This window comes from Soonwooa sp. (assembly GCF_030151385.1).
GTDB lineage: Bacteria > Bacteroidota > Bacteroidia > Flavobacteriales > Weeksellaceae > Soonwooa.
In genome coordinates this window covers 39,759-60,738 of the sequence record NZ_JASLDS010000071.1, presented here as the reverse complement: position 1 = coordinate 60,738, position 20,980 = coordinate 39,759, and the positions used below count along the sequence as shown (strand labels likewise).

19 protein-coding genes are annotated in these 20,980 nt (G+C 36.0%); 9 read left to right on the top strand and 10 right to left on the bottom strand.

Annotation, left to right across the window (positions count from 1 at the left end):
• The first annotated feature begins 15 nt into the window (after window positions 1-15).
• Together Q1V95_RS13555 and Q1V95_RS13550 are read left to right on the top strand one after the other, a co-directional pair.
• Window positions 16-462 carry a GatB/YqeY domain-containing protein gene (locus tag Q1V95_RS13555; RefSeq protein ID WP_300675015.1) on the top strand — a complete coding sequence of 149 codons (447 nt, stop codon included), beginning with the start codon at window positions 16-18 and terminating at the stop codon, window positions 460-462.
• A 241-nt stretch (window positions 463-703) separates the two neighbouring features.
• A complete protein-coding gene (locus Q1V95_RS13550) occupies window positions 704-1,114 on the top strand; it encodes a BrxA/BrxB family bacilliredoxin (protein WP_300675013.1) in 411 nt (136 codons plus the stop codon).
• Window positions 1,115-1,567: 453 nt separating this feature from the next.
• Here the strand turns inward: Q1V95_RS13550 and recN are convergent, their stop codons facing one another.
• From recN to Q1V95_RS13520, 6 genes are all read right to left on the bottom strand, one after another.
• Window positions 1,568-3,220: a DNA repair protein RecN gene (gene recN, locus Q1V95_RS13545; RefSeq protein ID WP_300675011.1), complete on the bottom strand. Its 1,653-nt coding sequence runs from the start codon at window positions 3,218-3,220 to the stop codon at window positions 1,568-1,570.
• A gap of 24 nt (window positions 3,221-3,244) precedes the next feature.
• Window positions 3,245-4,147: a DUF4835 family protein gene (locus Q1V95_RS13540; protein ID WP_300675009.1), complete on the bottom strand. Its 903-nt coding sequence runs from the start codon at window positions 4,145-4,147 to the stop codon at window positions 3,245-3,247.
• Window positions 4,148-4,231: 84 nt separating this feature from the next.
• Entirely contained in the window at window positions 4,232-5,434 is a 1,203-nt protein-coding gene (gene coaBC / locus Q1V95_RS13535; protein ID WP_300675007.1) for a bifunctional phosphopantothenoylcysteine decarboxylase/phosphopantothenate--cysteine ligase CoaBC, read from the bottom strand.
• Between the two features lie 91 nt (window positions 5,435-5,525).
• On the bottom strand, window positions 5,526-5,849 hold the full coding sequence (locus tag Q1V95_RS13530; RefSeq protein ID WP_300675005.1) for a DNA-directed RNA polymerase subunit omega: 324 nt from the start codon (window positions 5,847-5,849) through the stop codon (window positions 5,526-5,528).
• Window positions 5,850-5,883: 34 nt separating this feature from the next.
• Window positions 5,884-6,873 (bottom strand): outer membrane protein assembly factor BamD, encoded by a 990-nt coding sequence (gene bamD / locus Q1V95_RS13525; RefSeq protein WP_300675003.1) that lies wholly within the window; start codon window positions 6,871-6,873, stop codon window positions 5,884-5,886.
• A gap of 154 nt (window positions 6,874-7,027) precedes the next feature.
• Window positions 7,028-7,663 (bottom strand): TetR family transcriptional regulator, encoded by a 636-nt coding sequence (locus Q1V95_RS13520; RefSeq protein ID WP_300675001.1) that lies wholly within the window; start codon window positions 7,661-7,663, stop codon window positions 7,028-7,030.
• 151 nt (window positions 7,664-7,814) lie between these two features.
• On the opposite strand from Q1V95_RS13520, the gene Q1V95_RS13515 reads away from it, so the two are divergent.
• The 4 genes from Q1V95_RS13515 to Q1V95_RS13500 are packed head-to-tail and all read left to right on the top strand — an operon-like array spanning window position 7,815 to window position 10,183.
• Window positions 7,815-8,441, top strand: a complete 627-nt coding sequence (locus tag Q1V95_RS13515) for a TatD family hydrolase (RefSeq protein ID WP_300674999.1) — start codon at window positions 7,815-7,817, stop codon at window positions 8,439-8,441.
• Window positions 8,434-9,159, top strand: coding sequence for a tRNA threonylcarbamoyladenosine dehydratase (locus Q1V95_RS13510; RefSeq protein WP_300674997.1), 726 nt, complete (start codon window positions 8,434-8,436; stop codon window positions 9,157-9,159). Before Q1V95_RS13515 ends, Q1V95_RS13510 begins: the two co-directional genes overlap by 8 nt.
• 3 nt (window positions 9,160-9,162) lie before the next feature.
• The gene (gene rnpA / locus Q1V95_RS13505) at window positions 9,163-9,525 is read left to right on the top strand and encodes a ribonuclease P protein component (RefSeq protein WP_300674995.1); all 363 of its coding nucleotides are present in this window, start codon (window positions 9,163-9,165) and stop codon (window positions 9,523-9,525) included.
• A 52-nt stretch (window positions 9,526-9,577) separates the two neighbouring features.
• Window positions 9,578-10,183, top strand: coding sequence for a DUF4126 domain-containing protein (locus Q1V95_RS13500; RefSeq protein ID WP_300674993.1), 606 nt, complete (start codon window positions 9,578-9,580; stop codon window positions 10,181-10,183).
• A 68-nt stretch (window positions 10,184-10,251) separates the two neighbouring features.
• Here the strand turns inward: Q1V95_RS13500 and Q1V95_RS13495 are convergent, their stop codons facing one another.
• Both Q1V95_RS13495 and Q1V95_RS13490 read right to left on the bottom strand, forming a co-directional pair.
• The gene (locus tag Q1V95_RS13495; RefSeq protein WP_300674991.1) at window positions 10,252-11,655 is read right to left on the bottom strand and encodes a DUF5689 domain-containing protein; all 1,404 of its coding nucleotides are present in this window, start codon (window positions 11,653-11,655) and stop codon (window positions 10,252-10,254) included.
• An 18-nt stretch (window positions 11,656-11,673) separates the two neighbouring features.
• Entirely contained in the window at window positions 11,674-14,538 is a 2,865-nt protein-coding gene (locus Q1V95_RS13490) for a carboxypeptidase-like regulatory domain-containing protein (protein WP_300674989.1), read from the bottom strand.
• Between the two features lie 228 nt (window positions 14,539-14,766).
• Here Q1V95_RS13490 and Q1V95_RS13485 point away from each other — a divergent pair, with 228 nt between their 5' ends.
• Window positions 14,767-15,966: an endonuclease gene (locus tag Q1V95_RS13485; RefSeq protein ID WP_300674987.1), complete on the top strand. Its 1,200-nt coding sequence runs from the start codon at window positions 14,767-14,769 to the stop codon at window positions 15,964-15,966.
• Between the two features lie 433 nt (window positions 15,967-16,399).
• Here the strand turns inward: Q1V95_RS13485 and Q1V95_RS13480 are convergent, their stop codons facing one another.
• A complete protein-coding gene (locus Q1V95_RS13480; RefSeq protein ID WP_300674986.1) occupies window positions 16,400-16,996 on the bottom strand; it encodes a superoxide dismutase in 597 nt (198 codons plus the stop codon).
• 572 nt (window positions 16,997-17,568) lie between these two features.
• Here Q1V95_RS13480 and lepA point away from each other — a divergent pair.
• Window positions 17,569-19,365 carry a translation elongation factor 4 gene (gene lepA, locus Q1V95_RS13475; protein WP_300674984.1) on the top strand — a complete coding sequence of 599 codons (1,797 nt, stop codon included), beginning with the start codon at window positions 17,569-17,571 and terminating at the stop codon, window positions 19,363-19,365.
• 48 nt (window positions 19,366-19,413) lie between these two features.
• Here the strand turns inward: lepA and Q1V95_RS13470 are convergent, their stop codons facing one another.
• Complete coding sequence (locus Q1V95_RS13470; protein WP_300674956.1) at window positions 19,414-20,223, bottom strand: hypothetical protein; 810 nt, start codon at window positions 20,221-20,223, stop codon at window positions 19,414-19,416.
• 113 nt (window positions 20,224-20,336) lie between these two features.
• On the opposite strand from Q1V95_RS13470, the gene Q1V95_RS13465 reads away from it, so the two are divergent.
• Window positions 20,337-20,948 (top strand): hypothetical protein, encoded by a 612-nt coding sequence (locus Q1V95_RS13465; protein WP_300674954.1) that lies wholly within the window; start codon window positions 20,337-20,339, stop codon window positions 20,946-20,948.
• Window positions 20,949-20,980 lie beyond the last annotated feature (32 nt).

Below are 20,980 nucleotides of genomic sequence, written 5' to 3'. Positions count from 1 at the left end.
AAAGCAAAATTAAAAATGAGTTTAGAACAAAAAATAACAGACGCGATGAAAACCGCTATGAAAGAGAAAGACAGAGTTGCTCTCGATTCTCTTCGTGCCGTTAAAGCGCAGATTCTTTTGGTTAAAACAGAGCACAAAGGTGCCGATGTTTCCGAAGAACAAGAGATTGCAATTTTGCAAAGAATGATCAAACAAAGAAAAGATTCTTACGATCAGTTTTCGGCGCAAAATCGTATGGATTTGGCAGACGTAGAAGCTGCACAATCCAAAGTTATTGAGCAATTTTTGCCAGCCCAACTTTCGGAAGAAGAGTTGGAAGCAGCTATCAAAAACATTATTGCCCAAACAGGTGCCGAAGGCGCCAAAGATCTAGGAAAAGTAATGGGTGTTGCATCCAAAGAATTAGCTGGTAAATCGGACGGAAAGAGCATCTCGACGATGGCTAAGAAGTTACTTTCTTAGAAGGTTGCAGTTATCAGGATTGTGGTTGTAACTATTACCTCCGACCTATAACCAAAACCCTAAAAAAAGGATATCCAAATTTTGCATATCGATTTGATTAATGGAACCCAATTCTCTCGTAGGATTGGGTTTTTTTGTGTCAAAATGTCTCGATAGATTTTTGGCATTGTTTTGATAACATAACTCAATAAGAGAATTAGAGATTAATCAATATCTTTGTTAAACTAAAAAAATAAATATTATGTATCCAGCAGATTTAGTAATGCCAATGAAGGCAGAACTTACCGATAAAGGTTTCCAAGATTTGACAACACCAGAGCAAGTTGATCAAGCGATTAAGCAATCAGGAACAACCTTGTTGATGATTAACTCAGTTTGTGGTTGTGCAGCAGGAGCAGCAAGACCAGGCGCAGTATATTCATTAACTGGTGACAAAAAGCCAGATCATTTGGTAACAGCTTTCGCAGGTTTCGATACAGAAGCTGTTGCAGAAGCTAGAAAATTGTTAGCACCATTCCCACCATCTTCACCATGCATCGCATTGTTCAAAGACGGAGAATTGGTACACATGCTAGAGCGTCACCACATCGAAGGTAACCCAGCAGGCGCAATCGCCGCTAACTTACAAGCAGCTTACAACGAATATTGCTAAGCGATTAGCCATTCAAAAAATAGAAAGCTTCCAGATTTTGGAAGCTTTTTTTATTTTTTCTTGGGCGGACAATTCGCGCTATCCGCTATATCTTTTGGCTTCGCTCGGTCGGCTCCGCTGCGCTCCGCCGCCTCACTCTGCCAAAAGGATGCCGCTTCTATCGCGGCCGCAATTCGGGTTCGTTGAAAGAGTGAATTTTTTTTTAGACTTTAAACAATCCTTTCTTAAACAATCAATCTTGTAATATTTTAATGAATATCCGTAATTATGCCTAATTTTTTTTTAACAAAACTTGTCATTGGCTACGCCGAATCTTCGATTTCCGACGTAGGAGGAATCTCTGAGAATCAAATGTTTGAGATTGACTTCGTCGAACCGCTTCGCTAGGTTTCTTCGCTTCGCTCTGAATGACATTGTTTTCTTAATTTGGGTAAGCGGACAATCAAAAATATTTTAGAGTCCCATCAACTCCTTCGCTTGCGATATGGCTGCTTGCGTTACGGTGCTGCCCGAAAGAAGTTGTGCAATCTCTTGTAGACGTTCGTCTTCGTTTAAAGGGATAATGTTCGAGCGCGTCAATCCATCCACATCCATTTTGGTAACTTTGTAATGATCATCGGCTTTTGCAGCAACTTGTGCGAGATGGGTGATGACAATGAGTTGCATATTTTTTCCCATATCGTGCATCACTTTTCCAATTTCTTCCGCAACGCGACCAGAAACACCTGTGTCGATTTCGTCCAAAATCAAAGTTGGAAGATTACTATGTTCTGCCAAGATTTTCTTTATCGAAAGCATAACGCGAGAACGTTCTCCACCAGAAATAGCACTTTGGATTGGCTTCATAGGAAAACCAGAATTTGCCTGAAACATAATCTGAATGTGCTCCTTCCCAAAAGCATTGTATTGCTCCGAAATCGAGCGTTCCAAAGCAATTTTGGCTTTTTCTAAACCAAGTTGTTTTAGGAGACTTTCAATTTTTTCAATAAGATTGGGTGTTCCTTTATCACGAAGCTTAGACAGTTCTTTGGCTTCTCTCTCCAAATCCTTTTCAAGTTGAATAATTTGGACTTCGATGTCCGCAATTTCTTCTTCCAAATGTGAGAAGCCAGATTGTTCTTTGTCGAGTTGATTTCTAATCTCGACAAGTGATTCTACATCCGAAACCTGATGTTTTAGAAACAAAGAATTTAGCGTATTCATTTGTTGCAACATTTCTGCAAGAGCAGCAGGATCGATGTCAACTTTTTCGAGTTCGTTTTCGAGTTCGCTTAGGATGTCTTTTATTTCAAAATAAGATTCGTCAAAACGTTTTTGGATGTCCTCAAATTTTGGCGACAAATCCGAAATCTTTTGCAGCTTTTGTTTAGCATCCAAAAAACTTTGCAAAACACCAATTTCTTCTTGTTGGAATTTTTGGATGATTTGACCAAGATTCTCAGAAATATATTCCGCATTTTCGCGTGTGCTTAACTCGTCCTGAAGTTGTTTGAAATCAATATCATTGAGATTAATTTCATTCAGCTCGTTTAACAAAAAGCTTTTGTAATCGGACTCTTTATGCGCATCTGCAAATATTTGTTTTAAATTTTGAAGTTGGCGTTTAAGACTTTGGTAGCTGTTAAACTTCTTTTGATAAGACTCCAAAACTTTTTGATTTTCCGAAACCGAATCCAAAATCTGAAACTGATAAGCTTCCGAAAATAACTGTGACGTCTCAAACTGCGAGTGGATGTCGATTAGCTTTGATGACAATTCTTTAAGAACGTCCAAAGTCACAGGAACATCGTTGACGAAAGCCCGCGACTTCCCACTGGACAGGATTTCGCGACGGATAATAGACTCGGTGTCAAAATCCAAATCTTGTTCGTCAAAAAAGTTTTTAAAATCTTCACCAATTGTGAAATGCGCTTCTACAAGGCATTTTTTGTCAGCGTTGCTAATTGATTTTAGGTCCGCGCGTTCGCCCATAATGAGGCGCAAAGCACCAAGTATAATAGATTTTCCTGCGCCCGTCTCACCAGTTATCACTTCCATACCTTTGTGAAGTTGGATGTCGAGGTGGTCAATCAGCGCAAAATTCTGAATAACAATTCTTGAAAGCATAAGATAGTTTTCCTCTGTGGAGGCTTATTTCCACTTATTCCATTTTGAGTCAATGTCGTTAGGTGCGAACATGGACATCAATTGTTTTAGGTCATTCATATTAACAGCGCCATTATTATTGCTGTCAAAAATGTTGAAAATTTCTGTTTTCTTAGTATCGATAAATATCGTGAAAGCAGGATTCATTTGGAAGTCGTTTTCATAGACTTTAAGCTGCATCAAAGCATCTGCAATACTTTTTTTGGCTTGGGTTTGATCCGTCTTTGCCAAATTATCAAGACCAATACGGTGATAGTTGTAATACACACTTCTCAAAGTGCTGTTGGTTTCTTTCTGGATCGCGTCAATAACCAAACCACGAGATTTAAGTCCTTCAGCTTGTGACCAACCTGCATAGTTGTTGTTCATTGAGTTTTGCGAAATTTTTAGCGCTTTATCAAACCAAGGCTGTCCTCCTTTTAGCTTGAAACTGTCGCCATCGTAACCCAAAATCATATAAACATAAAAGCTGATAACATCAATAAGGTTTTTTCCAGAAAATTGTCTTTCATTGAAGACTAAATTTTCGTTTTCGGTATATTCAAACCCAAAATTGGTGTCATTAAAGTTAAGTAAGGGTGTCTCGTATTGAGAATTAAAAACAGGTCTCGTCGCTTGCACTACGATACTTGCTTTGTAGGTATTACCAGCTTTCTCAGAAATAACGATTGCAAAATTTGATTTTATTTTTTCAAAATTTTGAAGTCTTTTGCCTGTCCAAGAAGTATTGTTGATGAAATCTTTTAAGGATTTTTCTAAGGTTTTGTATGTCTGTACATTACTTCCTCCCAATTGTTGATAGTTGATTTGTACGTTAGCCAAAAGCTCTTGCGACTGACCAAATCCTGTAAAAACCAATAAAATAAATATGCTGAATAACTTTTTCATTCTAAAATTAAACTTTGAAACGTAAAAATACACTTTTCGATTGAATAAAAAACGGGAAAAACGAGGCTTTCTTATTTAATAAGTCTAAAGCTTCATTTTTTCTTCCACCAAGTTAAGAATGTCGATGGCAACCTCGTCTTTGGATTTTAAGTCAAAAACACGCTTTTCATCTTTGGTGAAGATTTTAATTTTGTTAGTATCGTTTTGAAAACCAGCACCTTCGTCACGAAGTGAATTAAGAACAATCATATCCAAATTCTTTTTTTCTAGTTTTCCTTTGGCATTTTCTTCTTCATTTTGAGTTTCTAAAGCAAAACCCACTAAAAACTGATTTTGCTTTTCTTTGCCCATTTGCAAAAGGATGTCTTTATTTTTTACCAACTCAATACTGAATTCGGAGTCGTTTTTCTTTATTTTTTCTGCTGCAACAACTTTCGGAGCATAATCGGCAACCGCAGCACTTGCAATCGCAATATCTACATTTTGATAATATTTAAACACTTCGTCAAACATTTGCGATGCAGAGGTTACGCGATGGATTTCGATGTTTGGGTTTTCGGGCTTTAACTGTGATGGTCCCGAAACCAAAATAACTTTTGCACCACGCGCTGAAGCTTCTTCAGCGAGTGCAAATCCCATTTTGCCAGAAGAATGATTTCCAATAAATCTCACAGGATCAATATTTTCGTAGGTTGGTCCGGCGGTTATCAAAACTGTTTTTCCTTTTAATGCTTGATTATTCTGAGATGCAAAATGCTGTTTGATGTGTTTTAAAATCGTTTCATTCTCTGCTAAACGACCTTGTCCAATTAGTCCACTCGCCAACTCGCCATATTCGGCAGGAATTATTGTATGTCCAAATTGTGCTAGGCTTTCTAAATTTTTGTGTGTTGATGGATGTTGATACATATCCAAATCCATCGCAGGTGCCACCATTACAGGACATTTTGCAGACATGTAAATTGCCATCAAAAGATTGTCGCAAAGTCCAGTTGTCATTTTTGCCATCGTGTTTGCTGTGCAAGGTGCAATCAACATAAGATCTGCCCAAAGGGCCAATTCCACATGGTTATTCCAAGATTTGTCTTGGTTGTAAAAATCGATATAGACTGGCTTTTTGGAAAGTGTAGAAAGCGTCAAAGGACTCACGAAGTCTGCGGCAGATTTTGTCAGAATAACCTGCACTTCGGCACCAGCTTTTATAAGGTCTCTTACAAGATGATTCATTTTGTAAGCGGCGATTCCGCCAGTTATTCCAAGTAAAATTTTCTTTCCAGAAAGCGTCATAATGTGGATTTTTAACTTAACAAAAATATCAAAATTAAAACAAAAAAACCACAGAATAATCTGTGGTTTATCTATTGGAAGTTTTAATCTTCTAGTTTTTCTCTCCAGTTTCTCTGAAGTAGATTTCGTCGTCTAACCATTCTTGGATAGCGATAGAGGTCGGTTTTGGAAGTTTTTCGTAATGTTTAGAGATTTCGATTTGTTCTCTGTTTTCAAAAACTTCTTCCAAAGTAGAGTTATGCACAGCAAATTCATCCAATTTGTTATGTAATTCTGTACGGATTTCAGCGTTGATTTGCTCCGCTCTTTTACCCATAATTACGATAGCTTCGTAGATGCTTCCTACTTTGTTCTCGATTTTGTTCTTGTCATAGGTAATGGTATTAACCTGTGCTTTAGTATCTTTTACACTCATTGTGCGAAATTATTTAGAATTGCAAATATACAAATTATCTTCTTATTCTGAAAGTTGAGTTAGGATCTGTCGCCGTTGCGCTATCTTTTTTAGCTTTTCCAAGCTCGTTTTCGATGGCATCTTGGTTAGATTCTTCCTTTTGTAGCCCGTCTTTAGCAGCTTTTTTAGCTTCTTCAGCTTTTTGTTTCGCTGTATATTCGGCTTGTCTTTTTTCTGCTTCAGCAACAATTTTGTCGAATCTTACTTTTTCCTCCTCTAGCTTTGGACGAAAGGCAAGTGCTGTTTTAGAAAACTCTGAATTTGGAAGTTCCTTTTCAATTGTTCTCGTATAAGCAAGCGCATTAAGAATACGATCTTTCTTCTTTTCTGGCATAGAGTACATCGCTAGCTCATATTTAGATTTCATTTTATAATCTAAAATTTTTGATCTAAGCTTTGTTGCTGGGAAATCTTCTAACACGTTGTCAAAAGCTACATCAGCAGCAAGATATTCTCCCATTTTGTAATACTGACGCGCATTTTCGTAAGCTTTGAATTCTACTTTGTAGTTAAGCTCATCCAACATTTGTTGGATATTTTTTGCTCGGTCAGTTTCTGGATATGTATTTAAGAAATCTTGTAGCTCGTTAATCGCAGATTGCGTGTTGGTTTGATCCAAGTCATAATCATAAGATCCTTGGTAGTAACAAAGTGCTGACATATAGGCAGCCTCTTCGCGACGTGGATCTTGTGGAAAACTCACCGCAAAATTTTTGAATTGGTGCCCAGCTAACTTATAGTTTTTGTCATAATAGTTAGCATACGCTGTATTGAATCCTACATTTGGGAATTCGTCAGTACCTGCAACAAGGTTAGAAACTCTCTCGTACAAAGCAATAGCATCGCTCCACTTTTTCTTAGCAAATTTTTCGTTTGCTGTTTTTAGGATAAGATCTTTATCAGCACTTTTTAGCGCGCGATCCATTTCTCTATTACAAGATATAATAAGGCTTGATGCCAGAGCAACAATAATTAATTTCTTCATAAGGATAATGTAATGTTGACAAGGTCCAACGTTACGATTTGCAAAAATAAAACTTTTTTGATAAAAGGCTTTAGTATTATGATAATATTAACGTTTGACAAAGATATTTAGTCTTTTGCAAACAGTATTTTGTTAAATAATGCGATGATACTGCTTAAACATAAAGTTCAAAACCTAACAAAGCGAATGTCGTTTGTAGTAAATTAGATTTTACTTTCTTCTCGGCTTCCGAAAGATAATTGGCTTCGTTGGCACTTGGAAGATAGAGTTCGTAGAAATTTTTGTTTCTGATGACAAATAAAGTAGAACCAATAATGTTGGTCAAGATGTCTTCGGATTTTGGAGCATTGGTGAAAACGCCACTAATAATACCTTTCTTGACGATTTCTTCAAAACGGGTGACACAAATTTTGTAAAAGTCTAAAAGATCATCTTTAATAAAATCATTAACACGAATCTCCTGCGTTACAAAACCGTGAAAATAATTGTATTTGAAAAGCAAACTAACAATGTAATTGATTATTTCTTTCATTTGCATCTCGGCTTTGCCCTCTTTGATGGTCTCTGCAAACTCCGAAAAACTCTCTTTGGATCGTTGTACACGATATTGGTACAAGAAAGTCATCATTTTTTCTTTGGAACCAAAATAGTAAGAAATCATCGCAACATTGATGCCCGCTTTACTACAAATATCTCGAACAGAAGTAGCGTCAAAGCCTTTTGTAGCAATAAGTTCCTCTGCAACATCCAAGATTTTTTTCTGCTTATCAGTAAATTTCTTCTTGACCATATTGGTGGTAAATTTAAGTAAATTTTTTAATTGTAAGAAGTTGATTTTAATTTCGTTAAATTAGAGTCAGTTTGAAATTCGGTTGAAATATTTTTTCAAAGTATTAAATCTTCTTTGCCGAATTCTTTGGACAGGTTCTTATATTTGAAGAATGGATTTTTTTGACTTTCACCATCATCATTTAGGACATCTCGGGATTTATAACCTTGATTTGTTTTCGGTAGATAATCCTGAATTTTTTTCTGTTGGACTTCATCCGAAAGATATCGATGCCGATTTCGAAAGGGATTTGGATTGGGTCAAAAGCCGTGCACAAGAATCCAATTGTCTTGCGATAGGAGAGTGCGGTCTCGATGCTTTGGTGGAAGCAGAAGCGAGCATGCAAGAAGAAATTTTTACGCAACAAATTTTATTAGCGAATTCTTTGCAAAAACCTGTGATCATACATTGTGTTCGAAGGCATTCGGATTTGTTGAAGTTTAAGAAAATTGCAAAAGTCCCAATGATTGTCCATGGATTTAACAAAAAAGAAAGTTTGGCTTTATCATTATTAAATGCTGGTTTTTTTCTAAGTTTTGGTAAATCTTTGTTGGAAAACCTATCTTTGCAGTCTGTTTTTAGAGAATGTCCCAACAATCGTTTTTTTCTCGAAACCGATGCTTCGGATATCCGTATTTCTGAAATTTATGAAAAAGCTTCGATCCTGAAGTCAATGTCTTTGTCAGAAATGCAATCTCTTATAAAACAGAACCTGAATTTAATTTTAAACAATGAGTGAAATTTGGCTAGAACGTACAGAACTTTTATTAAAAGAGGAAGGTCTTAAAGTTCTGAATGATGCAAAAATATTGGTTGTAGGTCTTGGAGGCGTTGGTTCTTTTGCTGCCGAATTTTTGGTGCGTGCAGGCGTAGGACATCTGTATATTGCGGATGGCGATACAGTGGACATTACTAATATTAATCGCCAATTGCCAGCTTTGACTTCGACAGTTGGACAGCACAAAGTAGATGTTGTTGCAGATCGATTGATGGATATTAATCCAAAATTAGATTTAATAAAGATCAACGAATTTCTTAGTCCAGAGCGTATGGAAGAATTGGTTGTGTCGGAGAAATTCAATTATGTTTTAGATTGTATAGACTCATTGACGCCGAAGTTAAGTTTGATAAAAACTTGTCGCCGAAATAAAATTAAATTAGTGTCTGCAATGGGCGCTGGTGGAAAAACAGATCCTAGTAAAGTGATGGTTCGTGATATTAGCAAAACCAACAATTGCCTGCTCGCAAAACAAGTTAGAAAACGCTTGAAAAAAGAAGGTGTTACCAAAGGCTTTAGATGTGTTTTCTCAACCGAAATCCAAGATGAAAACAGCTTGAAATTGACAGATGGTAGCAATTTCAAAAAGTCGTTTTATGGGACAATTAGCTTTATCCCTGCGTTGTTTGGTCTTTATGCTGCGGCGGAAGTCATTAATAGTTTAACGGGAAGAAAATAAAATATGACAGACTTCCGATATCCAAAATCCGAAAAATTAAAGAAAAAATCTGATATTGATTTGCTTTTCAAAAAAGGGAAGTGGATGTCGTATGGCAACGCACGATTAATTGTTCTTAAAAATATTCCCGAGCAACAGCGTAGTCGTGTCGGTGTTTCGGTTTCGAAAAAGTTTTTTAAAAAAGCGGTCGATCGCAACCGTATCAAAAGATTATTGAGAGAATACTATCGATTGAACAAATCAGTTCTTGAAGAACAGTTCGGGAATGCTGCATCAGTGATGTTGTTTTGGGTTTCTAAAACAATGCCCGACAATCTAGAATGCGTTACAAAAGAATTTAACAACCTCTTCAATTCTAAGAAGTAGTCAATCAGTACTTTGCATAGTTTTTGATGTTTGAAATTTTAAACAAAAAACTATGTCCGATTTTCTTCCTTATTTATTTAGCATTTTCGTAGGTATTGGTCTCGCTGCTGCAACAGGCTTTCGCGTGTTTTTGCCAATGTTTATTGTGAGTTTAGCTTCGTATTTTCATTGGATTCCTGCCAACGAAAGTTTCCAATGGTTGGCTTCTTTGCCTGCTTTGATAACAACAGGTGTTGCAACTTTGGTGGAGATTTTAGCCTATTACATTCCTTATATTGATAACATTCTCGATAGTATTTCAATTCCTTTGGCTACTGTTGCAGGCTCTGTGCTTTTTGCAAGTCAATATATCGGTCTTGATGGTGTATCTGAGTGGGCGTTGGCTTTAATTGCTGGTGGAGGAACTGCGGCAACAATTGCTTCAGGATTTGCTGGCACTCGTGTCGCCTCAACAGCCACAACAGGCGGAATCGGAAATCATGTTGTTGCCACAACCGAAACGGCTGGCGCTAGTGTAATGTCTATATTTGCTTTAGCTTTACCAGTTTTAGCTTTTATTTTTGCAATTGGTCTTGTGATTTTAGTATTTGTATTCGGACGAAAACTTTGGAATAAATTCAAGCCAAAACCAAAACCGAATATTGAGAAAGTCACTTAAAAATAAAAACCGCTCTTGTTAGGAGCGGTTTTATTTTTGACAAAAGGAAGTTATCCTTTTTAATTATTTTAGTTGTTTTTAACTACAATATCATCGATTTGATATGTTGTTGTAACACTAGGACTAGTACCTTCATATTTGAAAACTATAAATCCATTTCCTTTTAAAGTTGAAGGGAAGCTATAAGACCCTGCTGGAGCTAAAGTTCCGTAACCTGTTGTTGGTGTTTTAGGAATTGTAAAGTTTGAAGTAATCTCAGTTAATGTTGCTGTAGAGATATCAGCTCCTGGAGAGTAGTTGTTGGTTGTATATACTTTTAAACCATCTCCATTATAAAAACCTGTGGTAACTCTGAACGAGAATGATTTAGCTGTTGAAAAATCTACAGGAACGATGAAGAATGTATGGTAATCAGCTGTACCACCAGCATTAGCAGACATTTGGATATACTTGTTGCTGCTAAATGATTTAATTTGCCAATATCTGTTACCTTTATACGCATAGTTAAGATATTTAGGGAACAATGCATTATCAACTGGATAGCTTTCAAAATCTTCTGTGAAAGAACCTAAATATTTTATATCTGTTCCTCCAATGATACCAATCGCTTGACGTGGCTTATCGAAGTTGATGTCATCTAGTCCTCTTGTATAAGCTTGGTCAGTTCCTGAACCAGTACCACTAGCATTAGTGTATTTTGTCAAGATTAAAGTAATATCACCACTTCCTGCAAACTTAGGAGAGATAGGTGTTTTAGCATAAGTTGCATAATTACTAAAACGAAGATCTAATCTACCACCTGTTTTATCAGCGATATAACGGTCTCCTGTTCCAGCATCATCAGCAAAGTTCTTTGCTAATTCGCCTTCTTCGAACTGAACATTTTTAATCTTGATTAACTGATTAATATGTGCGTTATCTTTTAATGCATCCCCAATTGAATTAAATTCTAAAGGCACCATTGTAGCTAATACAGCTTTGCTACCATCACATACTCTTGCCATATTGTTTGCAAGTCTAGTTGGCTCAATTCTTCCTACAGCGTAGCTTGGGTCGTATGTTCCGATTTTAATGTTTTTATTAGAAACTTGAACAATAAGACCTTTTAGGTTAATTCTAACTAATGAACCTTGAGGAAAGTCTAAATATTGGTTAGCACCATTGATATCGATTTCGATACCTTGTGTTGGGTTTTCAGGTTTGTCCTGAAGAAACATCATTTTGTAGATGTTACCTGACTCGTCGTTTGAAGATACATAAGCTTCAACGATATAGTTATCTTTAATGATATCAGCTTGTGTTGGTTTAGGTTTAGCGATAGTAACTAAGTCTGCTAAAGTATGGTTAGCCGCGTCAAATTTATTGTTACATACTATTGTTGGCACATCATAATCATCCGTTTTCACACAAGATGTTAGTGCTAATGTCGACAGAGCGCCAAATAGGACTGATTTTAAATATATATTTTTCATTGTTTTAATTTTTGTTTGTTAGAATCTGAATTGTACGTTTACGAAATATGATCTTCCTTGTGAGTAGAAATACTTAGGAGCAAAAACAGTACTACCGCTATCATAATCTTTTGCAAAATCTGGATAGTTAACGTTTCTAGTTTGTTCAAATCCTCCTGTGATATAATTTTTGTTACCTAAGATGTTGTTAACCGACCCAGATACCAAAACATAATATTTACCAATCATCCATGATTTACCAATGTTAGCATTAAAGAAATATGCTGTTGGTAATTGTGTTGGAGCAAGTACTCTAGCTAACTCTTCAGGTGTAGCATTATCAAAAGGAACTCCGGATGCTGGATTTGTATAGAATCTCGCCGTTCTTGTTATTGGTGATGGATCTAAGAAAGAATGCCCGAAGTAATTCCAGTTAGCACCAATCCACCAATATTTTGGACTGCTGTAACGAAGGCCTACAGAGTATGCTTCTTGTGGTGTACCACCTTGTCTATAATTCTTAATCGTTGCAGTTCCCATGTTAGTATAAGATCTTGATACGATGTTACCTTGAGCGTTTACTTCTCTAAAGGTTCCGATTGCATCTGATGCAAAATATACCGTAGGATTGTTAGTATAGGTATATTGTCCTAAACTTACCAAACCAGAAGCTGTTAAACTAGGTGTAATTTTAACCTGAGTACCAAGTTCTATACCCATATTTCTTTTGTTAGCATTTGCAAGAACTTGCGTAATGAATGCACCGTCTTGTACAGGCGCTTGATCGCCTGCTTCAGTTAGTGTTGTTAATTTAATACCTTGTGCAAAATATCTTTGTACGCTAGTATCATTTTGAGTGTTAACGATATAACCTGTTAACCTTAACTTAACAACTGGTGTATTTAATACATAGCTTAAGTCATTAGCGTCAATAATAACATTCTTAATGTCTGGTGTCGCAACAGCACTAACTCTTGCATTGAAGTAGATATCATTAAGATAAGGTGCTTGTGAGAAGTATGCTCCGTTATATACTAAGAAGTTTCTCCCATTGATTCTGTAGCTAACTTGACCTTTAAGACCAGCATTCCAGAAGTTTTTGTCACCGCCTTTTCCATAAGAAGATGGGTAAAGATAATGCTCAAAAAGACCTTCTCTGTTGTTAGTAGTATATCCGAATAGACCAGAAACTAAAACATCAAAGTTTCCTGTTGAGAATTTTACAGCTGGATTAACTTTTACTTCTTGTCTTGTAAAGATGTAATCGTAACCAATTTTATCACCAACTTTTTTTGCAACATCTTGATTAGATTCTTTAGTGTTGAATTGACCATAGATTGTGCTACCAGTTGTGTTGTTAGCAAATGCATCCATGTTCAAAGCAAAATCAGCACCTAGAAGATCATTTACTTCTCTGTATTGTTCTGATTTGTAGTTTTGATAGGCAACGTTTAAGATAAATCTAGTCTTGTCTGTAAAGTCATAAGTAAAGTGAGTCGATGCATTCCAAATTTTATCATCTTTAACATCGTTAACTAGAAAGTAAGCCGCTCTTCTACCACCAAGTGATGGCATGTATAAAGCACCGTCACGGTTTTTAGCATATAAGTTATCCCAGTTAATTTGTGTGTGTGATTGGTCGTTACTAGTCCACCAATTTTCTCTTTCTGCAATATTTGCAAATTGATCCGGAGATGGGTTAGTGTAATTGATCCAATAGCTTGGTAAGTTTCTGTAATATGTTGGCGACGGGTTATCCGCTTTGTACCAATCTAATCTAGAAGATTTTTCTTTTCCGAATTGGTAGGAAACTGTCGTCCAAAGGTTAGCACGATTGCTGATTTTCCAATAGTCTGAAAGTTGTAAAACTGGTTGGAAACCTCTTTTTACTCTTTCGCTACGCTTTTCGCCACCTTGCCAGCCCCAATATGAGTTGTAATGGATGCCACGATAATCGTAAACTTCTTGCGTATTTGGACTAGAAGTACTTCTATCATATTTAGAACCAATAGCGTTGAATGCTAGTGTATGGTTTCCTAATTTTTTTTCAATTCCTAAATAGCCGCTGTATGCATCATAGAAAGTTCCTTCCTGGATTCCTTCTTGTGCCCAACGTCTAGCAATCATCCCTGTGAAAGCCCATCCACTTTTTGACATTCCAGAAGAGAATCTATAAGATAATCTATTTCTGTAGTTTCTGTTAGCTAAAGAGTAAGTTAATTGACTGCCTTTTCTGTAGTCGCCAGCCAAAGTATTTTTGTAAATAACCGAACTTGCACCACCGAATGCATATTCTGATGGAGCATGGTTGCTTGCGATTTCTGGATAACGCGTGATTTCGTTAAGTCCTCCCCATGTACCAAAGTCTACATTACCATCATCAGCACCTGCCATAGATACACCATTTAGCAGATTTTCTCCAGTTCTGCCATCAATACCTCTTGGACGGAACCAATAGAATCCTAAGTCGTAACTTGCAGTTCTGTTGAAGACGTCTTGCGAAGATTGTAGAAGACCAACAGTGGATCCTTGGTTAGATCCTTCGTCACCTCCAGATGTGTCAATTATTGCAAGGCCTTGGTCTGCTCCGGAAAGTGTCGAGTAAAGCGTAATAACGCCTAGATCTTTTTTCTTTTCTGCGTTAACATCAAATTCTAAAACCTTCGTTTCGAAATTTGGTTTCGCTACAATAATCTGATAATGACCGGGCTTTAAATCAACAAATTGGAAGTAACCAATCTTGTCAGCCGTTACATCATTTCCTTCTCCTTTTAGACTTACGTTTGCTCTTTCAACAGGTTTTCCTTCAGAATCTTTAAGATACGCAAAAGCAGTCGTTTGCGCAAAGTAAAAAGATGCTGGAAGCAACGTAAATAAGGAGACTAATGATAACTTTTTAATCATACTTTGAACTATTTATAATCTCTTTTTTATACTTAACTTTCAATGCATTATGCTGCGGGGGCACAAATGTACTTAAAAAAAATATATTTAATAATCATTATCCTTAATTTATGATTAAATTTAGTTAACACCTCTTAAAGCGTCTGTTAATTTTTTTAGATTTGCTAAGAAACTATAGAATAATATAGTACATTTGTCGTCCTCAAAATTTTAATAAAATCTTATACAATGAAAAAATATCTAAGTATTTTGACTTTAGCTCTTGGATGTTTAGTTTTCGCCCAACAAAAAGGCCAATTAAGAAAGGTTGCAACAATAGGCTTTCTTAATGTTGAAAACCTTTGGGATACTATCCAATCTGCTGATTATATTGATGGTACAAAGGATAAAAGCAATCCTTCATTCCACAGAAGTATTCCAATTGACTCGATCAAATACCTTACAGTTGACGAAAACTACAAAGGCGAATGGAGTGATGATGCTCTAAAAGGGAAACGTGTTGTAAGATACCAAAGTGGTTCGGATGAGTTTACACCCAAAAGTGCTAAAAATTACGATCACAAAATCTATAACAAAAAGCTTGAAAACGAATCTAAAGTTATCTCCGAACTTGGACAAAAATACACTGGTACTGCGCCAGTTATTGTTGGGCTTATTGAAGTAGAAAACAGACAAGTTGTTCAAGATATCGTTAAGCAGCCAGCTTTAGCAAAATACGATTATGGTATTATCCATTACAACTCTTACGATTATAGAGGTATTGATGTTGCTTTTATTTATCAGAAAAGAAGATTTACACCAACCAATTCTTTAAAGAAAGAAATTAAAATCTATGGTGAAAATGGCAAAAGAGAATATACAAGAGATATTTTGGTAGTAACAGGTATGTTGGATAATGAGCCAATTGCTTTATTCCTTAACCACTGGCCATCAAGAAGAGGTGGAGAAGCGATTTCTTTACCAAAAAGAAATGCAGCTGCAGCAGTGCTAAAACAACAAATGGATAGTATCCGTGTAATGAACCCAAATACAAAGATGCTTGCAATGGGTGACTTCAATGATGATCCAATTAGTTCGAGTCTTAAAAACATTCTTAAAGCAGCGGCTTCGCCAAAAGATTTGTCAGAGTCTATGCCGTATCTTAATTTGATGTATCCTTTATATAAGAAAGGTGTGGCATCTCTAGCTTATCAAGATGCACCTAACTTGTTTGACCAAATCATTGTTTCTGCTAACTTATATGCACCAGCAGATGTTCTTAAAAAAGATTATACAGTCCTAAGAACCGAAATCTATGCTCCTGATTATTTAATAAATAAACAAGGGAATTACAAAGGTTATCCGTTTAGATCTTGGGATGGAGACAAATTTACGGGAGGTTATAGTGATCACTTCCCTGCATTTGTGGTTTTACAAAAAGAACCTTAGAGGTTAGAAAAATTACACTTAATATAGCGGCGCCCAATCGGAGATTGGGCGCCCTTTTTTTATTTTAGATTTAAAGAAGAAATTGTTTCAAAAACAAATTGCTCCTCTTTAAAAACATCTCTGTACAAAACGGAATATTTAGGACAATACAAAATGTTATACTTTGACAAATGGCTTTTGTATCAATGCTAGTATGATCTGAATCCAGTTTAAAATCCAAGCTGAGAGCGACTAATCTTAATGCGTAATTAAAACATCTAACTTCTAACTAGAAACCCAAAATTTGAACCCAGCTTTCAAAAAATACATTAACAATCTCTTATGTCAATTTAAAATTACAAACGATTTCAGATTAACAATTGTTAATATTAAAAACAACGGCGGGCGACCATTAATGGTCGCCCGCCGTCATATAATAGAGATTGTTTGTAGCTTATTTATTGAAAAGCTCCTCAACTTTATCCCAGTTGATAACATCAAAGAAAGAACCAACATAGTCAGGTCTTCTGTTTTGATAATGTAGGTAATAAGCGTGCTCCCAAACATCAAGACCAAGCACTGGCGTACCTTTGCAATCAGCAACAGGCATTAGTGGATTATCTTGGTTTGGTGTTGAGCATACAGCAACGCTACCATCTTCTTTTTTGCATAACCAAGCCCATCCAGACCCGAATCTTGTTTTTGCAGCCTCAGAAAAATCATTTTTGAATTTTTCAAAACCACCATAATTTTCGATAGCAGCTTTTACATTTCCAACAGGCTCTTTGCTACCTCCAGGTGTTAAAATTACCCAAAAAAGCGAGTGGTTATAGTGACCACCACCATTATTTCTAACTGCAGGTTTGTCGGTGCCAATTTTGCAGATTTCCTCAATCGTTTTACCTTCTAGATCCGTACCTTCAATCGCTTTGTTAAGATTATCAACATAAGCTTGGTGGTGTTTAGTATAGTGGATCTCCATTGTTTTTGCATCGATGTTTGGTTCTAGAGCATCATATGCGTAACCTAATTTTGGTAATTCAAAAGCCATAATAATTGTTTTTTATGTTAATGTTCAATTGTTCTCCAAATTTAATCAAATAATATGCGAAGCCTCGAATAAAGCCGTCAATTTTATAAATCTTTAACATTGTTTATATGTATTACTTTTATTTGGGCGGACAATTCGGGCTATTCGCTATATCTTTTCCCTTCGCTCGGACGGCTCCGCTGCGCTCCGCCGCCTCACTCCGGAAAAAGGATGCCGCTTCTATCCCGGCCGCGATTTCGGATAATTTAATAATCTAGGTTATACAATAAGTTAGCTATTGGATATCTAGGTAGCTAAATACAAATGATAGATAAACAATTGTTTGTGTTTCATTTGATAAACGAAGTGCCTTTGCCAATCTTAAAAACATATTAGCTAAATGTTATTCCTTGTCTAGCTTTGCGTTTGAAATTATCGCAATGCTAAACAAAGTTTAATAGTATAATTATGTAAATATTTAAGGCAAACAAAGGCGTTAACACTTAGTTTATGAAATTCAAAGCCTAAATGCATGATGGGTAATAGTAATAAAACTAAAAAAAATGTATTTTTGCAAATTACAAGAATTATAAATGAAAAACATAAGAAACTTCTGTATCATTGCACATATCGACCACGGTAAAAGTACATTGGCAGACAGACTTTTAGAATATACCAATACTGTTACCCAGAGAGAGCTGCAATCTCAGACTTTGGATGATATGGATTTGGAAAAAGAACGTGGAATCACTATTAAGTCTCACGCTATCCAAATGGATTACGAATTGAATGGTGAAAAATATGTTCTGAATCTTATCGACACACCTGGACACGTAGATTTTTCTTACGAAGTTTCTCGTTCTATCGCGGCTTGTGAAGGTGCTTTGCTAATTGTTGATGCAGCACAAAGCATTCAAGCGCAAACCATTTCTAACCTTTATTTGGCTTTAGAAAACGATTTAACGATTATTCCGATTCTTAATAAAATCGATTTGCCATCTGCAAATCCAGAGGAAGTTACCGATGAAATCATGAATTTAATTGGTTGCGAATATGAAGACGTTCTTAGAGTTTCTGGTAAAACAGGAGAAGGTGTTCACAATCTTTTGGAGCAAATCGTTGCAAGAATTCCAGCACCAGTTGGAGAGCCAGATGCGCCGCTTCAAGCTTTGATTTTTGACTCTGTTTATAATCCTTTCCGTGGAATTGAAGCTTACTTCAAAGTGGTTAACGGAAGCATTAAAAAAGGTCAAAAAGTAAAATTCATGGCAACTGGAAAAACCTATGATGCCGATGAAGTAGGAACTTTGAAACTTAAACAAGCGCCTAAACAAGAAATCAAAACGGGCGATGTTGGTTATATTATTTCAGGGATTAAAGATGCTCGCGAAGTAAAAGTAGGTGATACAATTACGGCTACTGAAAACCCTGCTGCAGCTGCAATTGACGGTTTCGAAGAAGTAAAACCAATGGTTTTTGCAGGTATTTATCCAATCGAGTCTGAGGATTTTGAAGAATTAAGATTTTCATTAGAAAAACTTCGTTTGAATGATGCTTCTTTGGTTTTCGAGCCAGAAAGTTCTGCAGCTTTAGGATTTGGTTTCCGCTGCGGATTCTTGGGAATGTTGCACATGGAAATTGTACAAGAGCGTTTGGATAGAGAGTTCAACATGAACGTTATCACAACTGTTCCTAACGTATCTTACCACGGTTACACAAAAAAAGAACCAGAAGTTCCTATTTTGATTAACAACCCATCCGAAATGATGGACCCAATGACAATGGACAGAGTGGAAGAGCCTTATATTAAAGCTTCTATCATTACAAAATCCGATTTCGTTGGCTCAGTAATGACACTTTGTATTGAAAAACGTGGCGAAATCGTTAACCAAAGTTATTTGACAGCAGATAGAGTTGAATTAATTTTCAATATGCCGTTGGCAGAAGTTGTTTTCGATTTTTATGATAGATTAAAATCAATTTCTAAAGGTTATGCCTCTTTCGATTATCATCCAATTGGTTTCCGTGCGTCAAAGTTGGTGAAAATGGATATCCTTATTAATGGTGATATGGTAGATGCATTATCGTCATTGATTCACGATTCTAATGCCTATTATATTGGTAAAAGAATGTGTGAAAAGTTGCGTGAGTTGATTCCAAGACAGCAATTCGACATTGCAGTTCAAGCAGCTTTGGGAGCAAAAATTATTGCGAGAGAAACCATTAAAGCTTTAAGAAAAGACGTTACCGCAAAATGTTATGGTGGAGATATTTCCAGAAAGCGTAAACTTCTTGAAAAACAAAAAGAAGGTAAAAAGAAAATGAAACAAATTGGTCGTGTAGAAGTTCCTCAATCTGCATTTATGGCAGTTTTGAAACTGAATGATTAATTTTTTTATACATAATATGAAAGCCGTTCCAGTTGGAGCGGCTTTTTTTTAATCTTCGATTTCGTAAGTTTTTCGTTGTTTTTTTAGGATGCTTTTGTCGTAATTCATTTGGAAAGTTTTTGATTTCAATTTAAATGGTAGCAATATTTTACAATCAGCTTTGTCTTTTCCCTCTAAAAAATTGATACTGTATATCATTATTTCACTTGGCTTTAATTCCATGTACCAATGATTTTCGAATGGCTCAAAACAACCTAGCGGAGCATTATCATTCCAGAGTAATTGCCATTTTTTGTTTAGATTTCTAACCACTAAACCCAAAGATTTGTTGATAGATAGTTTTAGCGTTTTATTAGAAATATTTTTAATGAAAACAGGAAAGGCTTTATATTTTTTTACTGTTTCGGTTTCGAAGTTATAGGCGTATTTAGGAATGGTATCATTGGGTTTTACGACAATTTCTATGTTTTTGGAACTTAAAGAATCCCAGCCAACTGATCGATCACTATATTTTACAAAATCATTCTTTGGATAAAAAATATTTGCCATCTGTTTTCCTCTTTTTTCATTTAATTCCAACTCTTCTTTGGAAAATTTGTAGTCTGGCGGAGCGGGAGGCGGTTCAATTGTAGTCTGATAATATCGGATAGGAATTGATTTTTGTTCTGCACCAATATACAGAATCGAGGTTCCAGATTCATCGATACCTTCATTGAATTTTTGATAAGTCAAAGTATCGTTTTTTGGAAAAGTCAACTCGATGTCGTCGGCAAAAGAACTTTCTTTTTTACAACTCGTAAGACTTATGGCTGCAAGCATCATTGCAGAACAAATAAAAAATGTTGATTTAGTAGTCATACTTGTTGCAGTTTTGGAATCCTTGTTTTGTAATATTATGAAAATAAAATTAGAGTTTTCAGATTTTGATTCTGTATTTTTACAAGATTAGAATATTGAGGATGTACAAAATTATGATGTTAGTTTTCTTTTCGTTCAGTTTTTTATTGGTGAAAAGTCAAGTCAATCCAGAGTTTAGACAAGTTAAAGAAAAGTTTCAACAACACCGTGTTTTGTTGGATATGGAATTTAGCAAACGTCAAAACCAATTAACAGATGCTCACATGGCTGAGCTGCTTAACTCGCAACGAATTTCATTTTTCAAAAAACTTGATAGCGTCGAAAATTCTGCCTTCGTAGGGACTTTGGTAAAAGTTAAAAACCTTGAAGATCTTTCAAAAATTTCTAAACAAGTTAATAACGATTCTCAAAAAGTCGCTTACCAAAAAGATGCGCAAGCCGTATATCCAGGTGGTATTGATGCCGTGCGAAGTTTTGTTTCGGAAAATATCTATACCGAAAATGTCAATTTTGAAGATAACGAAAAGCTAACAACCAAAGTGCAATTTGTGGTAGAGCGCGATGGCAGTATTAGCCAAGTGAAAGCAGATGGTAGCAGTCCAAGTTTTAACCGTCAAGGCGAAATCGTTTTGTATCTACTTCCTGACAAGTTTTCGCCAGCTTACATTAACGGTTTTCCTGTTCGTTCTTATTATTCGATTCCGATTACAATCGCTAAAAATTAAAACTTTATTTAACCAAAATTTAGCTAGTTTAA

Coding starts and splice junctions, on each gene's coding strand:
- Q1V95_RS13555 (WP_300675015.1), top strand. CDS start 16: ATGAGTTTAGAACAAAAAATAACAGACGCGATGAAAACCGCTATGAAA.
- Q1V95_RS13550 (WP_300675013.1), top strand. CDS start 704: ATGTATCCAGCAGATTTAGTAATGCCAATGAAGGCAGAACTTACCGAT.
- recN (WP_300675011.1), bottom strand. CDS start 3,220: ATGCTTTCAAGAATTGTTATTCAGAATTTTGCGCTGATTGACCACCTC.
- Q1V95_RS13540 (WP_300675009.1), bottom strand. CDS start 4,147: ATGAAAAAGTTATTCAGCATATTTATTTTATTGGTTTTTACAGGATTT.
- coaBC (WP_300675007.1), bottom strand. CDS start 5,434: ATGACGCTTTCTGGAAAGAAAATTTTACTTGGAATAACTGGCGGAATC.
- Q1V95_RS13530 (WP_300675005.1), bottom strand. CDS start 5,849: ATGAGTGTAAAAGATACTAAAGCACAGGTTAATACCATTACCTATGAC.
- bamD (WP_300675003.1), bottom strand. CDS start 6,873: ATGAAGAAATTAATTATTGTTGCTCTGGCATCAAGCCTTATTATATCT.
- Q1V95_RS13520 (WP_300675001.1), bottom strand. CDS start 7,663: ATGGTCAAGAAGAAATTTACTGATAAGCAGAAAAAAATCTTGGATGTT.
- Q1V95_RS13515 (WP_300674999.1), top strand. CDS start 7,815: ATGGATTTTTTTGACTTTCACCATCATCATTTAGGACATCTCGGGATT.
- Q1V95_RS13510 (WP_300674997.1), top strand. CDS start 8,434: ATGAGTGAAATTTGGCTAGAACGTACAGAACTTTTATTAAAAGAGGAA.
- rnpA (WP_300674995.1), top strand. CDS start 9,163: ATGACAGACTTCCGATATCCAAAATCCGAAAAATTAAAGAAAAAATCT.
- Q1V95_RS13500 (WP_300674993.1), top strand. CDS start 9,578: ATGTCCGATTTTCTTCCTTATTTATTTAGCATTTTCGTAGGTATTGGT.
- Q1V95_RS13495 (WP_300674991.1), bottom strand. CDS start 11,655: ATGAAAAATATATATTTAAAATCAGTCCTATTTGGCGCTCTGTCGACA.
- Q1V95_RS13490 (WP_300674989.1), bottom strand. CDS start 14,538: ATGATTAAAAAGTTATCATTAGTCTCCTTATTTACGTTGCTTCCAGCA.
- Q1V95_RS13485 (WP_300674987.1), top strand. CDS start 14,767: ATGAAAAAATATCTAAGTATTTTGACTTTAGCTCTTGGATGTTTAGTT.
- Q1V95_RS13480 (WP_300674986.1), bottom strand. CDS start 16,996: ATGGCTTTTGAATTACCAAAATTAGGTTACGCATATGATGCTCTAGAA.
- lepA (WP_300674984.1), top strand. CDS start 17,569: ATGAAAAACATAAGAAACTTCTGTATCATTGCACATATCGACCACGGT.
- Q1V95_RS13470 (WP_300674956.1), bottom strand. CDS start 20,223: ATGACTACTAAATCAACATTTTTTATTTGTTCTGCAATGATGCTTGCA.
- Q1V95_RS13465 (WP_300674954.1), top strand. CDS start 20,337: ATGATGTTAGTTTTCTTTTCGTTCAGTTTTTTATTGGTGAAAAGTCAA.